The organism is Kurthia sp. Dielmo (genome assembly GCF_000307285.2).
In the GTDB taxonomy this organism is placed as follows: domain Bacteria; phylum Bacillota; class Bacilli; order Bacillales_A; family Planococcaceae; genus Kurthia; species Kurthia populi.
This window is the reverse complement of the sequence record NZ_HE578962.1, coordinates 123,888-141,812: the sequence shown is the minus strand read 5'-3', so window position 1 is coordinate 141,812 and position 17,925 is coordinate 123,888. Positions and strand designations below refer to the sequence as shown.

General features: G+C 39.4%; 17 protein-coding genes and 2 pseudogenes. 4 read left to right on the top strand and 15 right to left on the bottom strand.

Going from position 1 to position 17,925, the window contains the following annotated elements; genetic code table 11:
- Positions 1-149: 149 nt before the first annotated feature.
- The 3 genes from KTHG_RS17400 to KTHG_RS17390 are packed head-to-tail and all read right to left on the bottom strand — an operon-like array spanning position 150 to position 5,584.
- The gene (locus KTHG_RS17400) at positions 150-1,934 is read right to left on the bottom strand and encodes an acyl-CoA dehydrogenase family protein (RefSeq protein ID WP_139995568.1); all 1,785 of its coding nucleotides are present in this window, start codon (positions 1,932-1,934) and stop codon (positions 150-152) included.
- A gap of 59 nt (positions 1,935-1,993) precedes the next feature.
- On the bottom strand, positions 1,994-3,166 hold the full coding sequence (locus KTHG_RS17395; protein WP_139995566.1) for an acetyl-CoA C-acetyltransferase: 1,173 nt from the start codon (positions 3,164-3,166) through the stop codon (positions 1,994-1,996).
- Positions 3,167-3,193: 27 nt separating this feature from the next.
- Positions 3,194-5,584: a 3-hydroxyacyl-CoA dehydrogenase/enoyl-CoA hydratase family protein gene (locus KTHG_RS17390; RefSeq protein ID WP_139995564.1), complete on the bottom strand. Its 2,391-nt coding sequence runs from the start codon at positions 5,582-5,584 to the stop codon at positions 3,194-3,196.
- 299 nt (positions 5,585-5,883) lie between these two features.
- On the opposite strand from KTHG_RS17390, the gene KTHG_RS17385 reads away from it, so the two are divergent.
- The 3 genes from KTHG_RS17385 (at position 5,884) to KTHG_RS17375 (ending at position 7,260) form a co-directional block, all read left to right on the top strand.
- Positions 5,884-6,204 (top strand): thioredoxin family protein, encoded by a 321-nt coding sequence (locus KTHG_RS17385; protein WP_139995562.1) that lies wholly within the window; start codon positions 5,884-5,886, stop codon positions 6,202-6,204.
- Between the two features lie 94 nt (positions 6,205-6,298).
- Entirely contained in the window at positions 6,299-6,757 is a 459-nt protein-coding gene (locus tag KTHG_RS17380) for an STAS domain-containing protein (protein ID WP_126989862.1), read from the top strand.
- Positions 6,754-7,260: a C39 family peptidase gene (locus KTHG_RS17375; protein ID WP_139995560.1), complete on the top strand. Its 507-nt coding sequence runs from the start codon at positions 6,754-6,756 to the stop codon at positions 7,258-7,260. The genes KTHG_RS17380 and KTHG_RS17375 overlap by 4 nt, the downstream gene beginning before the upstream one ends.
- Here KTHG_RS17375 and KTHG_RS17370 read toward each other — a convergent pair.
- The 6 genes and pseudogenes from KTHG_RS17370 to KTHG_RS17345 form a co-directional block, all read right to left on the bottom strand.
- Complete coding sequence (locus tag KTHG_RS17370) at positions 7,243-8,127, bottom strand: 5'-3' exonuclease (protein ID WP_139995558.1); 885 nt, start codon at positions 8,125-8,127, stop codon at positions 7,243-7,245. The genes KTHG_RS17375 and KTHG_RS17370 overlap by 18 nt on opposite strands.
- Before the next feature lie 44 nt (positions 8,128-8,171).
- Complete coding sequence (locus KTHG_RS17365; protein ID WP_370362822.1) at positions 8,172-8,624, bottom strand: OsmC family protein; 453 nt, start codon at positions 8,622-8,624, stop codon at positions 8,172-8,174.
- A 12-nt stretch (positions 8,625-8,636) separates the two neighbouring features.
- Positions 8,637-9,116, bottom strand: a complete 480-nt coding sequence (locus KTHG_RS17360; RefSeq protein WP_255512497.1) for a lysoplasmalogenase — start codon at positions 9,114-9,116, stop codon at positions 8,637-8,639.
- 145 nt (positions 9,117-9,261) lie between these two features.
- The gene (locus KTHG_RS17355; RefSeq protein ID WP_139995552.1) at positions 9,262-9,462 is read right to left on the bottom strand and encodes a hypothetical protein; all 201 of its coding nucleotides are present in this window, start codon (positions 9,460-9,462) and stop codon (positions 9,262-9,264) included.
- A gap of 110 nt (positions 9,463-9,572) precedes the next feature.
- Positions 9,573-10,738: pseudogene (locus KTHG_RS17350) on the bottom strand (RNA-guided endonuclease InsQ/TnpB family protein).
- Positions 10,739-10,888: 150 nt separating this feature from the next.
- Positions 10,889-11,596, bottom strand: coding sequence for a DNA alkylation repair protein (locus KTHG_RS17345; RefSeq protein ID WP_139995550.1), 708 nt, complete (start codon positions 11,594-11,596; stop codon positions 10,889-10,891).
- 793 nt (positions 11,597-12,389) lie between these two features.
- On the opposite strand from KTHG_RS17345, the gene KTHG_RS17340 reads away from it, so the two are divergent.
- Entirely contained in the window at positions 12,390-13,376 is a 987-nt protein-coding gene (locus KTHG_RS17340) for a tRNA dihydrouridine synthase (protein ID WP_139995548.1), read from the top strand.
- Between the two features lie 75 nt (positions 13,377-13,451).
- Here the strand turns inward: KTHG_RS17340 and KTHG_RS17335 are convergent, their stop codons facing one another.
- The 6 genes and pseudogenes from KTHG_RS17335 to KTHG_RS17310 form a co-directional block, all read right to left on the bottom strand.
- Entirely contained in the window at positions 13,452-14,108 is a 657-nt protein-coding gene (locus KTHG_RS17335) for an EcsC family protein (RefSeq protein WP_255512496.1), read from the bottom strand.
- A gap of 338 nt (positions 14,109-14,446) precedes the next feature.
- Positions 14,447-14,785 (bottom strand): hypothetical protein, encoded by a 339-nt coding sequence (locus KTHG_RS17330; RefSeq protein ID WP_139995546.1) that lies wholly within the window; start codon positions 14,783-14,785, stop codon positions 14,447-14,449.
- Positions 14,782-15,207: a hypothetical protein gene (locus KTHG_RS17325; protein ID WP_139995544.1), complete on the bottom strand. Its 426-nt coding sequence runs from the start codon at positions 15,205-15,207 to the stop codon at positions 14,782-14,784. Before KTHG_RS17325 ends, KTHG_RS17330 begins: the two co-directional genes overlap by 4 nt.
- Before the next feature lie 571 nt (positions 15,208-15,778).
- Positions 15,779-16,546 (bottom strand): MAE_28990/MAE_18760 family HEPN-like nuclease, encoded by a 768-nt coding sequence (locus tag KTHG_RS17320; RefSeq protein ID WP_139995542.1) that lies wholly within the window; start codon positions 16,544-16,546, stop codon positions 15,779-15,781.
- Positions 16,547-16,548: 2 nt separating this feature from the next.
- On the bottom strand, positions 16,549-17,685 hold the full coding sequence (locus KTHG_RS17315; protein WP_186439680.1) for a DUF262 domain-containing protein: 1,137 nt from the start codon (positions 17,683-17,685) through the stop codon (positions 16,549-16,551).
- Between the two features lie 90 nt (positions 17,686-17,775).
- Positions 17,776-17,889, bottom strand: a pseudogene (locus KTHG_RS17310) (IS3 family transposase); the annotation flags it as partial.
- Positions 17,890-17,925 lie beyond the last annotated feature (36 nt).

Sequence of the window (17,925 nt, the reverse complement as noted above, 5' to 3'; positions counted from 1 at the left end):
CATTTGAAAGCCTTTGCAAATACGAAAAGAAAAAGGATAGACGCACCCACTGCATCTACCCTTCTCTTTATTTACATGGCCTACAGTAATATGGGAGTATTGTGTAGTTGTCTTTCGGGTAAGGCCTCTTACTTCCATACCCGAGTCACTTACACGATGAATTTTTCAGCTGCAATTAATGCTTCTGCTGCTTGGCGTTTTAGGCGAATCGTTTTCTTCGGTGTATAACGACCAAATTTACGAAGTGCTGATAGCATCATACGTTGGTTGTCACCTGATGATGAGTTCACTAGCGTATCACGCGCTTCTGCTAAGATTGTTTCAAAGGCATCTTGGCTGAAGATTTCTGTATACAATAGCTTTTGAGCCGCTTTGTCTGCACCATCGCGGTCAATCGCTTTTTGCGTACGTAATACCGCTGATTCCATCGCGAATAATTGGTTCGCGATATTGGCGATATTCACAAGAATTTCTTGCTCATCTTCTAGCTTGTTACCATATTTAAGCGCTGCTGTCCCTGCCGCAAGTAACGCCACTTTTTTCGCCATTTTCACTAAATATTTTTCTTGTGCTAATGGTTCGTCTGCGATTTCTTCTGGTACCATACCTAAGATTTCTTGCTGCAGTGCTTGCGCTTGCTCAAGAAGCGGTAATTCGCCCTTCATTGCTTTCTTCATAAAGGTACCTGGAACGATTAAACGGTTGATTTCGTTTGTTCCTTCGAAAATACGGTTGATACGAGAATCGCGGTAAATACGCTCTACTTCGTATTCTGCCATGTAGCCGTAACCACCGTGCAGCTGCACCGCTTCATCCGCTACATAATCAAGTACTTCTGAACCAAAGACTTTGTTGATTGAGCACTCAATCGCATACTCTGCAATCGCTTCTGCAATCTTTTTACCGTCTTTTTTCTCTTCATCACTCATTTGACCCATATTGTCCTCAAAGTACCCAACTGTACGATAAATTAATGATTCAGAGGCATAGATTTGTGCCGCCATATTCGCTAATTTTTCCTTTGTTAAGTTGAATGAAGAAATTGGTGTATTGAATTGCTTACGTTCATTAACGTATTGAATCGTAATATCTAATGCGCGTTTTGATGAGCCAATTGTACCTACGCCTAATTTGTAGCGACCAATATTTAAAATATTGAACGCGATGATGTGGCCGCGACCTACTTCACCAAGTAAATTTTCTACTGGCACTTCTACGTCCTCTAAAATAAGCGTACGTGTAGAAGATGATTTGATCCCCATTTTCTTCTCTTCCGCACCAGTTGATACGCCTGCAAATTCACGCTCTACGATAAACGCTGTGAATTTTTCACCATCAATTTTCGCGTATACAACGAATACATCCGCAAAGCCTGAGTTTGTAATCCATTGCTTTTCACCATTTAATACATAGTGCGTACCTGCTTCATTTAAGCGTGCAGTCGTTTTCGCACCAAGTGCATCACTACCTGAGCCTGGCTCTGTTAATGCGTATGCCGCGATTAATTCACCCGTTGCAAGCTTCGGTAAATAGCGTGATTTTTGCTCATCATTACCGAATAGGACGATTGGTAAAGACCCAATCCCCACATGTGCGCCGTGTGTAATGGAGAAGCCACCAACAACAGCCATCTTCTCTGTTACAAGGGCAGATGTGATTTTATCAAGCCCTAAGCCATCGTACTCTTCTGGTACGTCTACTGCTAATAAGCCTAGCTCACCCGCTTTTTTCAGTAGGTTTACTGAATGCTCGAACTCGTGATTTTCTAAATTTGGGATCAACGGGAAGACATCGTTTTTCACGTAGTCTTCTGTCGTTTTTGCGATCATTTTATGCTCATCTGTGAAATCCTCTGGCGTAAATACGCGGTTAATGTCCACGTCTTCTGTTAAAAAGCTACCACCTTTAATAATGTTTGCTGTATGTTCTGTCATCGTAAATTCCTCCCCGATTTAAATAATTCTCCCCTGTGAAAATAAGCGACAAATACGATTTATAAAACTTCGAAGACGCCCGCAGCACCCATACCGCCGCCGATACACATCGTTACGACACCGTATTTTTTGCCTTGACGTTTCAATTCATGAATCAGCTTTAATGAAAGAATCGAGCCCGTTGCGCCAAGTGGATGACCAAGTGCAATCGCACCACCATTTACATTGACCTTCTCGATATCAATACCAAGCTCTTTTACGACTTGGATTGATTGCGAAGCAAAGGCTTCGTTGATTTCCCAAAGGTCGATATCCTCGATCTTTAAGCCCGCGATTTCAAGCGCTTTGGGAACCGCAACAATTGGCCCAATCCCCATGATTTCCGGTGGCACCCCTCCGACCGCAAATCCTAAAAATTTCGCTAATGGTGCAATGCCTTGTTCCTCTGCATATTCACGGTCCATTACAAGAACAGCCGCTGCCCCGTCAGACGTTTGTGAAGCATTCCCCGCTGTTACGCTACCCTTCACATTAAAGGCTGGACGTAGCTTCGATAATGTCTCCACTGTCGTTCCTGGACGAATCCCTTCATCCATTTTAAATTCAAAGCGTTTTTCCTGTGGCTTATTGTTGTCATCAACATAGCGCTGTACAACATCCACTGGCACGATTTGCTCATCGAAACGACCTTCTTTAATCGCACGAATCGCATTTTCATGTGAGCGTACCGCAAAGGCATCTTGCTCCTCGCGAGATACGCTATATTTCACCGCGACATTTTCCGCTGTATGCCCCATGCTTGTGTAATACTCAGGTGCTTCCTCTGCTAATGTCACATTTGGACGTACGACATGGCCCATCATCGGCACCATTGTCATTGATTCCGTACCACCTGCAATGATGGCTTTTGAATGCCCAAGCATAATACGCTCTGCCGCATTGGCAATCGTTTGTAGCCCTGATGAGCAGAAACGATTGACCGTTTGTGCTGGCGTCGTATCTGGAAGTCCTGCTAGCGCACCGATATTACGCGCTACATTCATGCCTTGCTCCGCTTCCGGCATCGCACAGCCGATAATTAAATCATCAATATCCCCTGTGTAGTTCGCGCGCTTTAGCGTTTCCTTTACGACTAATGCCCCTAAATCATCTGGACGAACTGTTTTTAATGACCCTTTTCCTGCTTTACCGACAGGTGTTCTGGCACCTGCAACAATTACTGCTTCACGCATAAGCGAATCCCCCTTATTATATGAAAACTAATTACGTAACGGTTTACCTTTTAATAGCATGTGCTGCATACGTTGTTGTGTCGCCGCATTTTGTACGAGGCTAATGAATGCTTCACGCTCTAAATCCAATAAATACTGCTCATCTACAAGCGTGCCGTATGGAACAAGTCCACCTGCTAATACATACGCTAGCTTCTTCGCAATTTCTAAATCGTAAGTCGATGCAAAGCCTGAGTTTTTCAAGCCCTCCGCACCAAGTAGTAACGCCGCATAACCGGTCTCGCCAACTACTGGTACTTTTTCACGTGTAGGTGCTTGGTACCCTTCTGCTACAAGACCGATAACTGCTTGTTTCGCATCATATAGTAAGTGATCTGGATTCACGCTAATGCCGTCCGCAAAGTTAAGGAAGTTATTGTCGCGCGCTTCCTCTGCTGACATCGATGTTTTTGCTGTTGCAATCGTTTCAAACGTTTTGCTCACAATGTTTAATAAATCGATGTTCACGCCTTTTGGTAGGCCTTTTAATTGCTTCATATAAAGCTCCTTGTTACCGCCGCCGCCAGGAATGACCCCAACACCAACTTCGACAAGACCCATATATGTTTCCGCTGACGCTTGGATATGTGCCGCTGCTAAACAAACCTCTGCACCGCCACCAAGTGTCATATTGTACGGAGCTGCAACAACTGGCTTTTTGCTATATTTCATGCGCAGTGTGCCTTGTTGGAAAGCATTCACAACTGCATCTAGCTCAAATGTATTGTCATCTTCCGCTTCCATTAGAATCATCGCTAAGTTCGCGCCAACCGAGAAGTTTTTGCTCTGATTCCCAATCACTAAACCGATAAAGTCATCTGATTGGTCTAATAAATCCAGTGCGTAGTTCAGCATTTGCATTGTATCTAAGCCTAGTGCATTTGATTTTGAAGTGAATTCTAATAGAAGAACACCATCCCCGAAATCAATAACACTTGCGCCAGCATTTTTCTTTAATACGCCGTGTTGCTTTTTGTATAGTGCAAGGTCGATGGCTTTTTCATTACGTGGCACTTTCACATAGTCCGTACCGTCGAAGTAATGCAGCTCATCATCGATTGTTGTATAGAATGAATCATAGCCCTTATCAAGTAATGCATTGACGAATGCTGGAATAGTGTAGCCTTCCTTCGTCATACGCGCCACCGATTGTGTCACACCGATTGCATCCCATACTTCAAATGGTCCCTGTGTCCAGCCGAAGCCCCACTTCATCGCTTGGTCGATACCAAGAATCGAATCCGAAATCTCCCCATTTAGCTCTGCTGAGTAAAGTAATGTTGGTGCAATGATGCTCCACAGTAACTCCCCTGTGCGGTCTTCTGCGTATACAAGTGATTTCACACGATTCGCCAGACCTCGTTGCTGCTTCGCCGCGGCGATTGAAGGCGTTTCCAATGCTTTGCGTGGACCATATTCAAATGTATCTAAATCAAGCTCTAAAATATCTCTGCCTTTTTTAAGGAAGAAACCTTGTCCTGATTTGGCACCAAGCCAGCCATTTTCAACCATCTTCGCTAAGTAAGCCGGTACTTCAAATACCTTTTGCTCCTCGCCCGTTGTGTTGTCATACACATTGTTTGCTACGTGAATGAAGGTATCTAGTCCTACTACATCTAGGGTGCGCAGTGTTGCAGACGATGGGCGGCCAATTAATGGACCTGTCACCGAATCCACTTCACCTACTGAGTAGCCCTTTTCACGCATTACTTGTAGTGTAATCATGAGACCATATGTGCCGACGCGGTTACCGATAAAGTTTGGTGTGTCTTTTGCTAGCACAACCCCTTTACCAATCGCATCCTCACCAAATGCCAGCATATAATCAAGCACTGCTTGGTCTGTATATTTTGATGGAATCACTTCTAATAACTTTAAGTAGCGTGGTGGGTTAAAGAAGTGCGTTCCTAAGAAATTCTTTTGGAAATCTTCCGAGCGTCCCTCTGCCATCGCATCAATGCTAATGCCTGAAGTATTAGAAGAAACGATTGTTCCAGGTGTACGAACGGATTCAATTTTGTCATATAAAGACTTTTTGATTGCTAAGTTTTCCGTTACCACTTCAATGATCCAATCAACTTTTGACAGTTCCTTTAAATCATCCTCTAAGTTCCCTGTTTTAATGTTGTTTAGGCTTCTTTTCGTTGTGAGTGGTGCAGGTTTTTGCTTTAACAGCTTCGCCATTGCGCTATCTACAAAGCGGTTACGAACAGCAGGTGACTCAAGTGTTAAGCCCGCTTTCTCTTCCTCCGCTGTTAATGAATTTGGCACAATGTCGAATAAATGCGTTTCAAAACCACAGTTTGCTAAATGCGCAGCGATACCTGAACCCATAACCCCAGAGCCGATGACCGCAACTTTTTGAATACGTCTAACCATAAAACAATTCGCCCCTTCCAATTTTGAATGAACAACCATTCATTTTTATCTAAAAAAAATATGGCCTTGCGATTTCTAAATTCATAGTAGCACGTTTTCCATTTTTTATGCAATAAAAAACGTCATTTTTGTTGAAAAAGTTTAAAATTTTCTGTTTCAATTCAATTTCCTCTTTTAATATAATTTTTTCCTTTTCCATTTTTAAACGATTTCCAAAAAAATTAAACCAACTTACTTTCAGTAACTTATAAAACAGTGTACACTAGGATAGAAGTTATTCATTATGAGGAGGATTCAACATGCAACCAATTACGACTGTTGAACAATTTAAAGAAATCATTACGACACAACCATCAGTGATCGTGAAATTTTACGCTGGCTGGTGCCCAGATTGCACACGCATGAACATGTTCATCGACCCAATCATCGAGCAATACAACCAATACACTTGGTATGAAGTAAACCGCGATGAGCTACCAGAACTAGCTGAAAAATACGAAGTAATGGGTATCCCAACACTTGCTGTATTCAAAAACGGCGAAAAAGTAGGTCACCTACACAGCGCAAACGCAAAATCTCCAGAACAAGTAACAGACTTCTTAGACGCACAAGAAGCATAATTAAAAGGAATCCCCCTTTACCGGCGGATTCCTTTTTTTATTAGTTCTTTTTTTTAGTAAATTTCGCTACAATGGAAGCAAGGTGGTGATTGGATTGGACTTACAACATGAAAACAGTCAATTAAAAGCGAAAATTGCAGAGTATGAGCTTATTTTAAGTTCGATGTCTGCACCCGTAATCGAATCATTTTTAGGAAACGTTGTACTCGTTCCACTAACAGGCATTCTCACGCTTGAGCGCATCAATAATATTGATCAGGCTATTTTTGATTATGTCGCTGAGAAGCCGTTATCTGAATGCATGGTGATTGATTTTACTGGCATCGATGTCAGTGACTTTAACTACATTGACCTGCATCTATTAACAGAGCGCTTTGAAAAGCTCAATAAAACATTAGCCATCATGGGCATTCGCGTATTGCATTCTGGTATGAATCCAGATGTTGTACGTCACTTTATTACAACGGGCTATTCACTAAAAAGCGAGTCATTCCCGTCATTCCGTACAGCGCTTCAGCAGCTCGTACGCGATGGCTATGAAAAAGCGAAATGATTAAACTCAAGGCCAAATCGCAATACGATGCTTCTGTGAACGAACGCTATCAATCGTCTGCATGTGGCCCGACAGCAGTCGAGGCGATTTTACAGCATTACCTAAAGCAACCCGTTGCGATTAACTACTTATATAAAGCGCTCGGTACGACACCGATTGGGTTATTTACATGGCGCATGATTCGCCGACTTAAGCATTTACTCGGTCCAAACTGGCAAATTACACGTGTCACCAAACAAAAAGCCCTCGCTGCGATTGATGCAGGAGAGCCGATTGCACTGAAGTTCGATCGTTATTTCACACCGTTTTTCTTTAAAAAGGCACGCTATAACTATCACTGGACCGTCCTTGTTAACTACACTGTTGAACATGGCCGCCTTCAGTTATTCGTACAAGATTTAGGCACGCGTAGCCGAGAAAGCCGCATCGAAAAGATTGACTATTTAGACAACGCACACGCGCTCACCTTCGTACACATTAAACCATTATTTAAAAATGTTTAGCGCATGATTCGCGATTAGGCGATATTCATGCTGATGCATTAAATCAAGCGTATCATTCGTCCACATTGGAAGTAATAACTCATCCATGCTAGCGTCGATTGGTACCGCTGTATTAATACGTGCAAGTTGTAGCGACAATTGTAGCATGTCTACGTTGTCGCTAATTTTTTGACGTTGACCCGGTTTTAATTCCGCAAGCGCAGCTAATACGCCGTCTACCGAGCCATATGTTTGGATTAACTGTAGCGCTGTTTTTGGACCAATGCCCTTCACACCCGGGTACCCATCACTTGAATCCCCCATAAATGCTTTCACGTCTGCAAACTGCGCTGGCGAAATGCCATACTCCTCTGTAAAACGCGCCAAATTATACGGATTATATTCCGTATAACCTTTTTTCGTTAACGCAATTGTTGTATTCGGATTCACTAATTGAAGTAAGTCTTTATCGCCACTAACAACCGTAATCTGCGCATCATTTTTCCATTTTTCGACGATGGAGCCGATTAAATCATCCGCTTCCTGTCCCTTCACACCGAAGTTCTTCCAACCAATCATCTCTGACACGTCACGCGCCATATCAAATTGTGGTAGCATCTCCTCTGGGGGTGCCGTACGATTCGCTTTATAGCCGTCAAATAAATCGTTACGGAATGTGTGTGAGCCCATGTCCCAGCACACCGCCATATGTGTCGGACGGACGATATTTTGCGCGCTTAATACATGACGCGCAAAGCCCTGTACACCGTTCGTTGGTGTGCCGTCCTGTCGCGGGAAAAACTGACGCATTGGTGCCGTCGCATAAAACGAACGGAATAGTAGCGCCATACCGTCAATTAATAAAATATGTGGTTGCATTTCTTTCATTCTCCTTTAAAAAAAGCCAAGGAAGCAAATCCCCGGCTCTCTCATTAAATCACTCGAGCTACTTGAATCGTGGCTTGTAGCTCTAATTGTACATTACCACGAAGCGCTTTGCTAATCATGCAAGTCTCCTCTGCCTTCTCGGCAAAACGTTTCGCACGTTGTTGGTCGCGCTCCGACGCATTTGGCATTAACTCAATCGTCGGCTTATGAATAATCTTCTTATACGTGAAGACCCCATTTGTTACATCAACATAGCCCTCTGACTGAAGCGTTTGCGTATTCGTCTCAATACCTGCGCGTTCTAGTAATGCCGCGAGCGTAATCATATAGCACGTCGCCGCAGCCCCTAATAGCATTTCATCTGGATTCGTCCCGATACTCGGTCCGTCCATCTCCTTTGGAATCGACACCTGCGTCTGTAAATTCCCCGCCGCAATATCTCCCACCGCATTTCGACCACCTGGCCAGCGTGCTTGTAATGTAAATAAATGTTCCATTGTCATCGCTCCCTAATTTGAAAATGGATAGTACTGCTCTAGATACGGATTAAATGCATAGCGATACACATTATCCTTTTTCTCAAGCGCAATCAAATACACTTCTTGTCCCTCGTACGTATCGATTTTATTGCTGTACTCACGGTCCTTCACAATTTTACCACCCTCTGTACGCGCAATTAAGTCCTGCGCGTCCTCGACATTCACCTTTGGAATATCGCGCTCAAATACGAATGGTGCCGCGACTAATGCGGCGTATGCAATGCCGATTAACCAGTGCTTCTTACGAATATTTTGTTTCTCAATTAATGCATAATATGCGATAAAAAAGGCCACTAACCCAATCATGACATAGTTTGGCATGTCCCCTAAGCTGTTGATACCATTATAGGGCTTTCCACGAAAATAAAAATAAATAACTTCGATAAACGCTAGCACAACAAGCCCTAGGAGTAGCTTTTCTCGCTTTCCTAAATTTATATCTCTTTTCAAAAAATTCACCTCTAACACCTATTTACATAAAAATCTATTCTATCATATTCTTTTCTTCAAACTTACATCATGTATTACGAAAGAAATCATCAAAAGGTTTCATGACGAAAAAAAGAGCCGCGAAAAGCGACTCCTCATCGATCATCTATAATGCCTCAAGCATCTCTTTTAATTCCGTAATTTGTTCCTTCGTTAATGAAATTAACTCCGTTGTTACGTCATTTAATTCGCCAGCTTGTAGCTCCTTTAATGTTGCCTCTGCATCTTCAAGCATTAGCTCGATGTCTTCACGTTTTAAAATCGCCATGGTGTTGCTGCTACTAAAAACATATACAAAAGTATACATCTAGCTTTTTCCTGCTTCTCAGAATGCGTTCTCGGCACGTACCCCCTACTAACGTTTGTATCACTCTCCACAGGCTTCAATTCCGATGTAGCCCACCGTACTCTATTCATTTAAACGGACACTAACAACTCATATTCTGTAGCTTGTTTTAAATTGATGGAAGCATTTAAATCTCGGTCTAGCACTGCATGACAGTTTACACATTCATAAACCCTATCTTTCAGTGTTAAATCTACTTTTTTATGCCCACAACAGCTACATAATTTAGAACTAGGATAAAAACGATTCACAAGTCGTAATTCAATTCCATACGCTTCACATTTCATCTGTAATTTTGTTCTAAAATGGAAGAATCCTTGTTTTGCAATCGCTTTTGATAAGTGTCTGTTTTTCATCATACCTCGAACATTTAACTCTTCTAATGTAATGAATGCTGGTTTGGTTTTTACCAATACACTCACAATGTTCTTATGATAATTTTCTCGAATATTTGCTAGACGCTGATGTAACTTTTGTACTCGACAGATTTGTTTTTGTCGATTGTTAAAGTAGCAGTTTTCACCTGCCTTTTTATATTTATTTTGTTCATAACTTCTGCTCAATTTCCGTTGAGCTTGTTTTAGCCGTTTTTCAAGTTTTCTTATTTTATCTGTTTTATTGATATTTTCATAAACCTTACCGTTGCTCATAATGGCAAAATCTTTGATTCCTAAATCAATACCGATACCTTCTGATTCAGGTGTTTGCTTATCACATTCAGGAACTTCACATAAGACCGAGATATAGAATCTGTCTGCTTTTTGTGATACTGTTCCACTTTTAATGATTGCATTTTGCGGTAAGTAACGAAACTCTTTTAGTGTTACCCACCCAATTGTAGGAATCTTAATTTGGTGGCGCTTTACTTTAAAATCGGTCTGATTATTCTTAGGAAAATAAGCTTTTACATCTTGTCTTGCTTTTTTTTAAAACGAGGATGGTTACTTAATCCTTTAAAGAAGTTTTTATAGGCACGTTCAGCGTTCATAATCGCTTGCTTAACCGCCTTGCTTGATACCGTTTTAATCCACAAGTCTTGTTGGTTCTGTTTCGTGTGAACGTTGTTTAACCACTTAGAAAAATCGTAACCACTCATGAACTTTCTGTCTTCCTCATAATTCACACGATTCGTTGCAATGTACATGTTGTAGACATAGCGACAAACACCAAAGGTTCTGATGAGTTTTTCACGTTGTGCTTTAGTTGGTTTAATCTCTAATTTGTATACACGTTTCACAACTCATCATCCTTTTGTATTTTTTGTTTGTACTTGCGTTTGTACTTGCGTAAGCCATAAACACCTATTGATGCTTTTATCCACATTTGTTAATGTTTTTGTTTACTGTTCAATCGCTCCTTTAAAGTTAATGTACATAGTGTACCATATTTAACAGCGCACATGCTTTCGTTTAAAGCCAATACGCCCTTTTTCTACTTCTTTTTCAATCGCGCTAAGGGGCTCTAAAAATGTGCTTTTCTTGCCAGCCCGTTTCAGCTCGACCGTCCCGACCTCTTTTGCGACCGCTAGTGCCTTTTCATGAAGCGGCTTATACGAAATGCCGACCGTCTTAATGAAGTTATTCATCGCCGACCTCGCCTGATTCGGTGCCTCATGAATCGTTTCCTTCGCAACATCTAATAGCACAGAAATCTTTGCCGCATCAAATGTCTCGTCCTTACGATTACCGAGCATCCAGCAATAGCAGCTCCACCCCGCAGACATCCGCAGCGCATCCTCACTATGAATCCAGCGATCCGCCACCTCTTCTGCAATATCCGCCTCAGCCAACGTTACCGCTACGACATAGTCCGCCAGCATATTAAAATACGCGCCGTCCATCCAGCGCTCATAATCAGCGGCTGTCATATTATTTGGCTCTGCAATCATGCCCGCAAAATACATTGCATCGTAATTTTTCGTATCATATAACTCGTCTGCAAGTGTTTGATTGAGCCCGGTCTTTTTTAAAATCGGCTTCATCTTGCCCGTTGCGGTACCAAAAAGCGGCTCACGTGCACCACTTGCTAGATAGGATTTTTTCGTACGCTCCGTCCCTAATGCTTCTAACTCTGCTAATACGTCTACTGCATTCATGTCAGCACATCCTTCTTTAGTCGATACATTCATTATGAGGGCTGTGAAAAAATGACGCAACAAACACTCAGAAATCACCCATCACCTCAGAAGGCGTCTTTTACATACGACATATCTTTAAATATGTGTCAGCTGCATGTGAATAGGGCTAGAAAAAGGCTAATCATCTGATGTCACGATGAATTTTCGCAAATAACTACAAAAGTCGTGGCGATAGTTATCAAAGCTTTTCCTATTCATTCGCCAAAATCAGCACAAAAACACCCCGTAGACACCCAAAATCGACCCATTTTTATGCATTTCGGGGGCCCCTGAATGCTTATTTCAATTGAAAACGTCAAAAAATTCCGGCTGGCTGTCGTTTTTTAAATAAATGACAGCTAGCTGCGTTGATCACGCCATAAACGCGTCAAAATCACCCCTCGGGGAAGCCGAAACGACCCTTTTTAGGCAATTTCCGGCGAAAATCATCTTTTTTCACAGCTCATTTTTAATAAGTATTTACGCTATGACGCGTAAATAAATTTTTTCCTTGACCGATGATGCACGATAATTAGGAAATCTTCTTTTTTTCATATGTAAATAGCCGTGCTTTGGCACTTATTTATAATTATGTTGTAGCCAAAACACGCTCCTTGGGCTTTTCGTTAAATGCTAATCAATCATTTCATCTGAAAAATTTCCTCGGCGCCATCGTTTTGAAATTTAAAACTGTGCAACTACTCGCTAGAAATGATACTATTTAGGATGTGAAAAATTTTATCGAGTACTATAGATACAAGGAGAATATGCAATGAATAATCAAGATAACTTTTGGCAAGAACTACCGAAGCCATTTTTTATATTAGCACCAATGGAAGATGTAACGGACGTTGTGTTCCGTCACGTTGTAAGTGAAGCCGGACGTCCTGATGTCTTCTTCACTGAATTTACGAATACAGAGAGCTTCTGCCACCCTGAAGGTATTTACAGCGTGCGCGGTCGCCTAACATTTACGGAGGACGAGCAACCCCTTGTGGCACACATTTGGGGCAACAAACCCGAAATGTTTAAAGAAATGGCAATCGGCATGAAAGAAATGGGCTTCCGTGGCGTCGATATTAATATGGGCTGCCCTGTTGCGAACGTAGCTTCACGCGGTAAAGGCTCTGGCCTAATCAACCATCCAGAAACAGCAGCTGAAATCATTCAAGCCGCAAAAGAAGGCGGATTACCAATCAGCGTCAAAACACGCCTAGGCTACACTGACGTGAATGAATGGCGCGAATGGTTAACACATATCTTAAAACAAGATATCGCAAACCTAACCATCCACCTACGCACACGTAAAGAAATGAGTAAAGTCGATGCCCACTGGGAATTGATTCCTGAAATCAAACAACTACGTGATGAAATCGCACCAAACACATTACTAACAATTAACGGCGACATTCCAAACCGCCAAGTCGGCCAAGAACTAGCAGATAAATACGGCATCGACGGCGTCATGATCGGCCGCGGTATCTTCACAAACCCCTTCGCCTTCTCAGAAGACCCACGCGAACGCAGCGTTGAAGAATATCTAAACCTACTATTATTACAATTAGAGCTATACGAAAAATATGCAGACGAAACAAAACGCCCATACAACCACCTACACCGCTTCTTTAAAATCTATGTACGTGGCTTCGGCGGCGCAGCAGAATTACGCAATGCTCTCATGAACACAAAATCTGTGGAAGAATCACGCGGTATGGTCAATGACGTACTTGCGAAGTTGAAAGCAGAAGAAGTGGAATAGAGAGAAATAAAAAAGAGCTACCCAGTTGGGAGCTCTTTTTTGGGTGGGTGAAAGTAGAACGAACTAAATTTTAAATTATTTTTCAAAAATGACACTCGCTTTATTAGATTCTGTACATTTAAAACTTTCTTTCGCAGCATAAGAAATGGTTTTAGTGCTTACTATATCAAAACCACCACCAATGACTCCACCTAGCAAAGGAACCATCTTGCCTAAATTCACAACACCTTTTTGACCAAACTTTGTCACTAATCTAAATCCAACAGCTTGATTAATTTTCTTAATGACTTCACCTGGAATCCGTTTGACCTGTGCTTCGCCAATTTTCAAACCTATTTTTATTCCTGTTCCCTTTACAACCTCGTTAACAGTTTGTCCGGTTAAACAAGCATATACAAATGTTTGAACTTGATCATCTTTTAAATCATAACCTCTCATATGAGCAATGGCTGCAACCATTCTCATTTGAACATACATAACAGAGGCTAGATTAGCAGGGATTGATACTGGCATCGTGACCACCCCACCTAAGCCTGTTATAAACCCGGAAGTAGCACATTTAGTAATTTGCCATTTCACTAAACTATCAATACAAACTTCCACATTCGAATTTTTGCTTAGGTACCTCTCTGCCAGTTCATATGCCGTATCTGTTCTAGGAATTCCATTCACAGCTTTTTCATATGCCCAATCTAAAACCTTACCAACATTTGCTTCTGTTAAACCAGACAATAAAATTATTCCTCCATGCGCTTTTATTCGTAATATGTTATTTTTTATAATTTCTAAAACGGTTAAAATAAAAAGACCGAAACCCTTGTTATAAAAGGATTTCGGTCTTTTTTTGAAACCGTATGATTTCGTCTTATGGAGACGATGGGAGTCGAACCCGCGTCCAGAAGCTCCAATACGCCACTCCAAAACTTCAAAAATGGCTTTATATCAACGTTTATCCCACTAGGGGGTATTACATATTTACGAACTTGGTTCAAAGCCCTACCTAAGTCTATTGTACATCAATTAATTGCTAAATGGTATTTTTCTACCTACTTTTTCAATTTAACTAAAATTTATTCATCATCATCATCATCATCATCTCTCTTCCAAAGTTTGCTCAAAATACGATTACTTAAATTATTGCTTTTCTTTTGAAAAAACGATAATAATAAAACAATTGTATCGCCTTCATTACTTTTTTCTAAAGTGTAAAAAATTCTGTAATTATCTTTTATTTTCAAAACATATATTTGTTCTTCTCCCCTTAACAAACTAACATTTCCTGTCGATTCAAAATCCTCTAACTGCAATTTTGAAATAGCTTCCATAAGAATTTTTTTCATTTCAGGTTTTTTCTTTAAGTTTTTTTCTATCACTTTCATTCCCTTATTTGGAATTAATACTTTTCTCAATTCTTTCCACCATCCTTATTATCAGGATTCTCAAAATTCTTTAATATGTCACTTGCGCTTTTAAATCCACTCAAATCTCCGTTTTTAATTTTTTCTTTTTGTAACGCTACTATTTCAGGCAATAATTCTTTCCGAATATAATTTAATAAAAATTCTTCATTTCCAAAATTCGATATTTTCGTTTTCTGTATGTACACACATTTATTGTATCTATATATCAACAGCAAATATCCTATAATTAAGTATGTTGGAGTTATTTTAAAAGTGTTTTCCCACTCAACAACACTATTCACTGTCAATTCATTAACAAAGCTTCCACATAAGATACCTGAGCCTATGACAGAAATTCCAAATACAATAGTTTCACCTAATGGATGTTCATTGATTTTGTACACAATACGTTCTTCTAATTTTGTTACCATGTTCCTCCCCCTAATTAATCTATATTTTTTGTTATTTAATTCCATTATAACATTGACTTATTCTTCGTGTGATTGTAGTACAGTCACACCTCAATCACAACACACTGTACGATTATAGGAAAGTACCCCCTACCATCTTTAGCAAGCTCCTAGCATATCCACAATACAAAAAAAGATAACCTGTTGGCTATCTCGTCAAAATGTTCAATCTGTGTGCGTGTAATTGGACACCACTACGCCCAATAAACAAAAGTTCGATTGGTCTAAAGACCGCCCACTTCTATTATCTAAACTCAATCTCACCTGACGCTCTAGGACACTCACAGTGACCTCATACTGAAATCCGACTATGGCTATTCAGAACATCACAGACGAGCTGTGTGAGCTTGCTATGACGTTTGGTATTCCCCTCATGGCTCACCACAATCAGTCCACTTCTACTTATCGTACTGAGAACTGTCCGAAATCAACAACAAAGACTCTAGTCTTTGCAGTATAATATTACAAATTTGTTAATCACTTTGTTTAATTCAAAAAATACTACTCTAACTATTACTTAAATATTCCCATTTCATATAAGTGACTCTTCAAGTATTTCATATTGTTCTTGCGAATTATTTCGCTCTTGCAAATTATTTTGTTCTTGTAATTCTTCTAAAGTTGCAAATAAATATTTGCAAACTTCATTTGAAAAATTATCTAATATCTTCATATAGCCTTCAATTTGTTTATGGGTTAAGTTGGGAGTTATGTCCTGATGAGTTATCCTATTGCGCAAATTAACTATATTATTAAATGTTGTTTTAAAATCTATTATATTTGCTTCTTCTAACATTGTTTCTTCTTCATCAGAATACAATACTATCGTACTGAATACATCTGATATATTAATATTGCTAAAAATTTTTTGTAATTCATTCGCACCATGCTTTCCATAATTAAACTTATTAGATATTGTTAGGGAATCGAAACATTCTTCAGACTCTTGCCATAATTTCGCTATATTCTTTAAAATCTCGATGTTAATTTCTTTTTTATGGTCATGCTCAATAGTCCCATTAAGTTCCTTTAATTTATACATAGTATGTTTCAACTTAATTTGTTCAGAAATATTTATATTTTTAGGCTTTATTGAATTAATCTTTTCAACATATTCCTGAATTATATCTTCAACAAATACCTCAAATTTAGAAGTTAATAGCAATAATGCACTTTTATTAAGAGCTGAATATTTCAGTTGTGTTGTTTCATAATCATAAGCAAAATCTATTAAGACTCTTACTTCACTTAAAGCATTGTGTAACTTATTATAACTTTCAAACTCATTATTCAACATCATTGTCAAACCTTCATAACTAATTCAAGTTTGTTAATCCAATTCTTCAATCTTGACTCAATTACTTTAGTATCCGATGTCGCTTGCGTTACAGATAGATTAAAATTATAATCCGCTAAAATCTCTCGATACAATTCTAAAATATTCGTTTTTTTAGCTTTAATTTCTAAGAGGGAATATTTTTCAAAACTAATCATAATCACATCCATGATAGCTTTATTAATTTTCGTTTCATAACCATCTTCATTCAGTTTTCTAAAGGCTTTATCTTTAAATACTTCATAAACACAATCTACAACTAGATTAAATTTATTCTCTAATTTCCCAATTTCTTCTGAAGATAAATTTTGATTCACTTCAAAATATGTATTCAAATATGGTTTTGTTGCACCTTTATAATTCGAAATAGTATTAGTCTCTGCATTATATCCATCAGAAAAGGCTAAATATCTCAGAATCATTTCACAGTCAACCATTCTTTTATGAGGTGCTTTTAAACCCATAATACTTAAAAACTTTGTATTCTTCGCTAATTTTTTTAATAAATCATTTAAACTCCCTCTATACAAACAATTTCTAAGCTCTTGTTCATTTAACTTAACCGCACCTGTATTTAATCTCATAAAAATATCATATTTAATTTCTGGATGAGAATCATTAAATATCAAGATAACTCGCAAATTGCCATTATTTAAAATCCTTTTCGCTTTCGGATTTAAATCTTCATACTTCTGACCATTTAACTCCTCTAAAATTTTCAAGCCCGCTAATTTAAAGTTATTTTCATAAAATCTTTTAAGTGCATTTAATCGCTGCAATCCATCAACAATATTCCATGAACTATCATCTTCCTCCGAAGCATAAATCACAGGTATTGGAATATTAAGAAGAATAGATTCAATTAATAGCGATGCTTTTTTATTATCCCAAACATAATTCCTTTGATACTCTGGATTTAAAACAATGTCTGATTCTCTAACCATCCTCACCAAATCAGCTACACTTTTATCATAAGCCTGAACCCTTAATTTTCTTTCACTACTTGGAATAGTATGGATTTCCTCTTCGTCTTCTTCCAAAATCTCTTGTTCTAATTCCTTATCATCAATATCTTCTTCACCAAAGTGTAATAAACTATCCACTATATCACCTTCCATATGATTCTTTAAATAATAACACCTACATATTACCATATTTTAATTTTGGTATGTCAACACTAAACTGGACAAAAATTATAAGGGTTGTTGCTTGAATTCCATAGGCGTAAGATAGCCCAGTGTTCCGTGAATTCGAATGTTGTTAAACCAGTGTACGTAATCACTAAGTTCAAGAGCGAGCTGTTCAAGAGAAGTGAAGTGCGCTTAGTTAGCGAATTCGGTTTT

Excerpts from the sequence above, each read along its gene's own strand:
- KTHG_RS17400 (WP_139995568.1), bottom strand. The coding sequence starts at position 1,934 with ATGACAGAACATACAGCAAACATTATTAAAGGTGGTAGCTTTTTAACA.
- KTHG_RS17395 (WP_139995566.1), bottom strand. The coding sequence starts at position 3,166 with ATGCGTGAAGCAGTAATTGTTGCAGGTGCCAGAACACCTGTCGGTAAA.
- KTHG_RS17390 (WP_139995564.1), bottom strand. The coding sequence starts at position 5,584 with ATGGTTAGACGTATTCAAAAAGTTGCGGTCATCGGCTCTGGGGTTATG.
- KTHG_RS17385 (WP_139995562.1), top strand. The coding sequence starts at position 5,884 with ATGCAACCAATTACGACTGTTGAACAATTTAAAGAAATCATTACGACA.
- KTHG_RS17375 (WP_139995560.1), top strand. The coding sequence starts at position 6,754 with ATGATTAAACTCAAGGCCAAATCGCAATACGATGCTTCTGTGAACGAA.
- KTHG_RS17370 (WP_139995558.1), bottom strand. The coding sequence starts at position 8,127 with ATGAAAGAAATGCAACCACATATTTTATTAATTGACGGTATGGCGCTA.
- KTHG_RS17365 (WP_370362822.1), bottom strand. The coding sequence starts at position 8,624 with ATGGAACATTTATTTACATTACAAGCACGCTGGCCAGGTGGTCGAAAT.
- KTHG_RS17355 (WP_139995552.1), bottom strand. The coding sequence starts at position 9,462 with ATGTATACTTTTGTATATGTTTTTAGTAGCAGCAACACCATGGCGATT.
- KTHG_RS17345 (WP_139995550.1), bottom strand. The coding sequence starts at position 11,596 with ATGAATGCAGTAGACGTATTAGCAGAGTTAGAAGCATTAGGGACGGAG.
- KTHG_RS17340 (WP_139995548.1), top strand. The coding sequence starts at position 12,390 with ATGAATAATCAAGATAACTTTTGGCAAGAACTACCGAAGCCATTTTTT.
- KTHG_RS17325 (WP_139995544.1), bottom strand. The coding sequence starts at position 15,207 with ATGGTAACAAAATTAGAAGAACGTATTGTGTACAAAATCAATGAACAT.
- KTHG_RS17320 (WP_139995542.1), bottom strand. The coding sequence starts at position 16,546 with ATGATGTTGAATAATGAGTTTGAAAGTTATAATAAGTTACACAATGCT.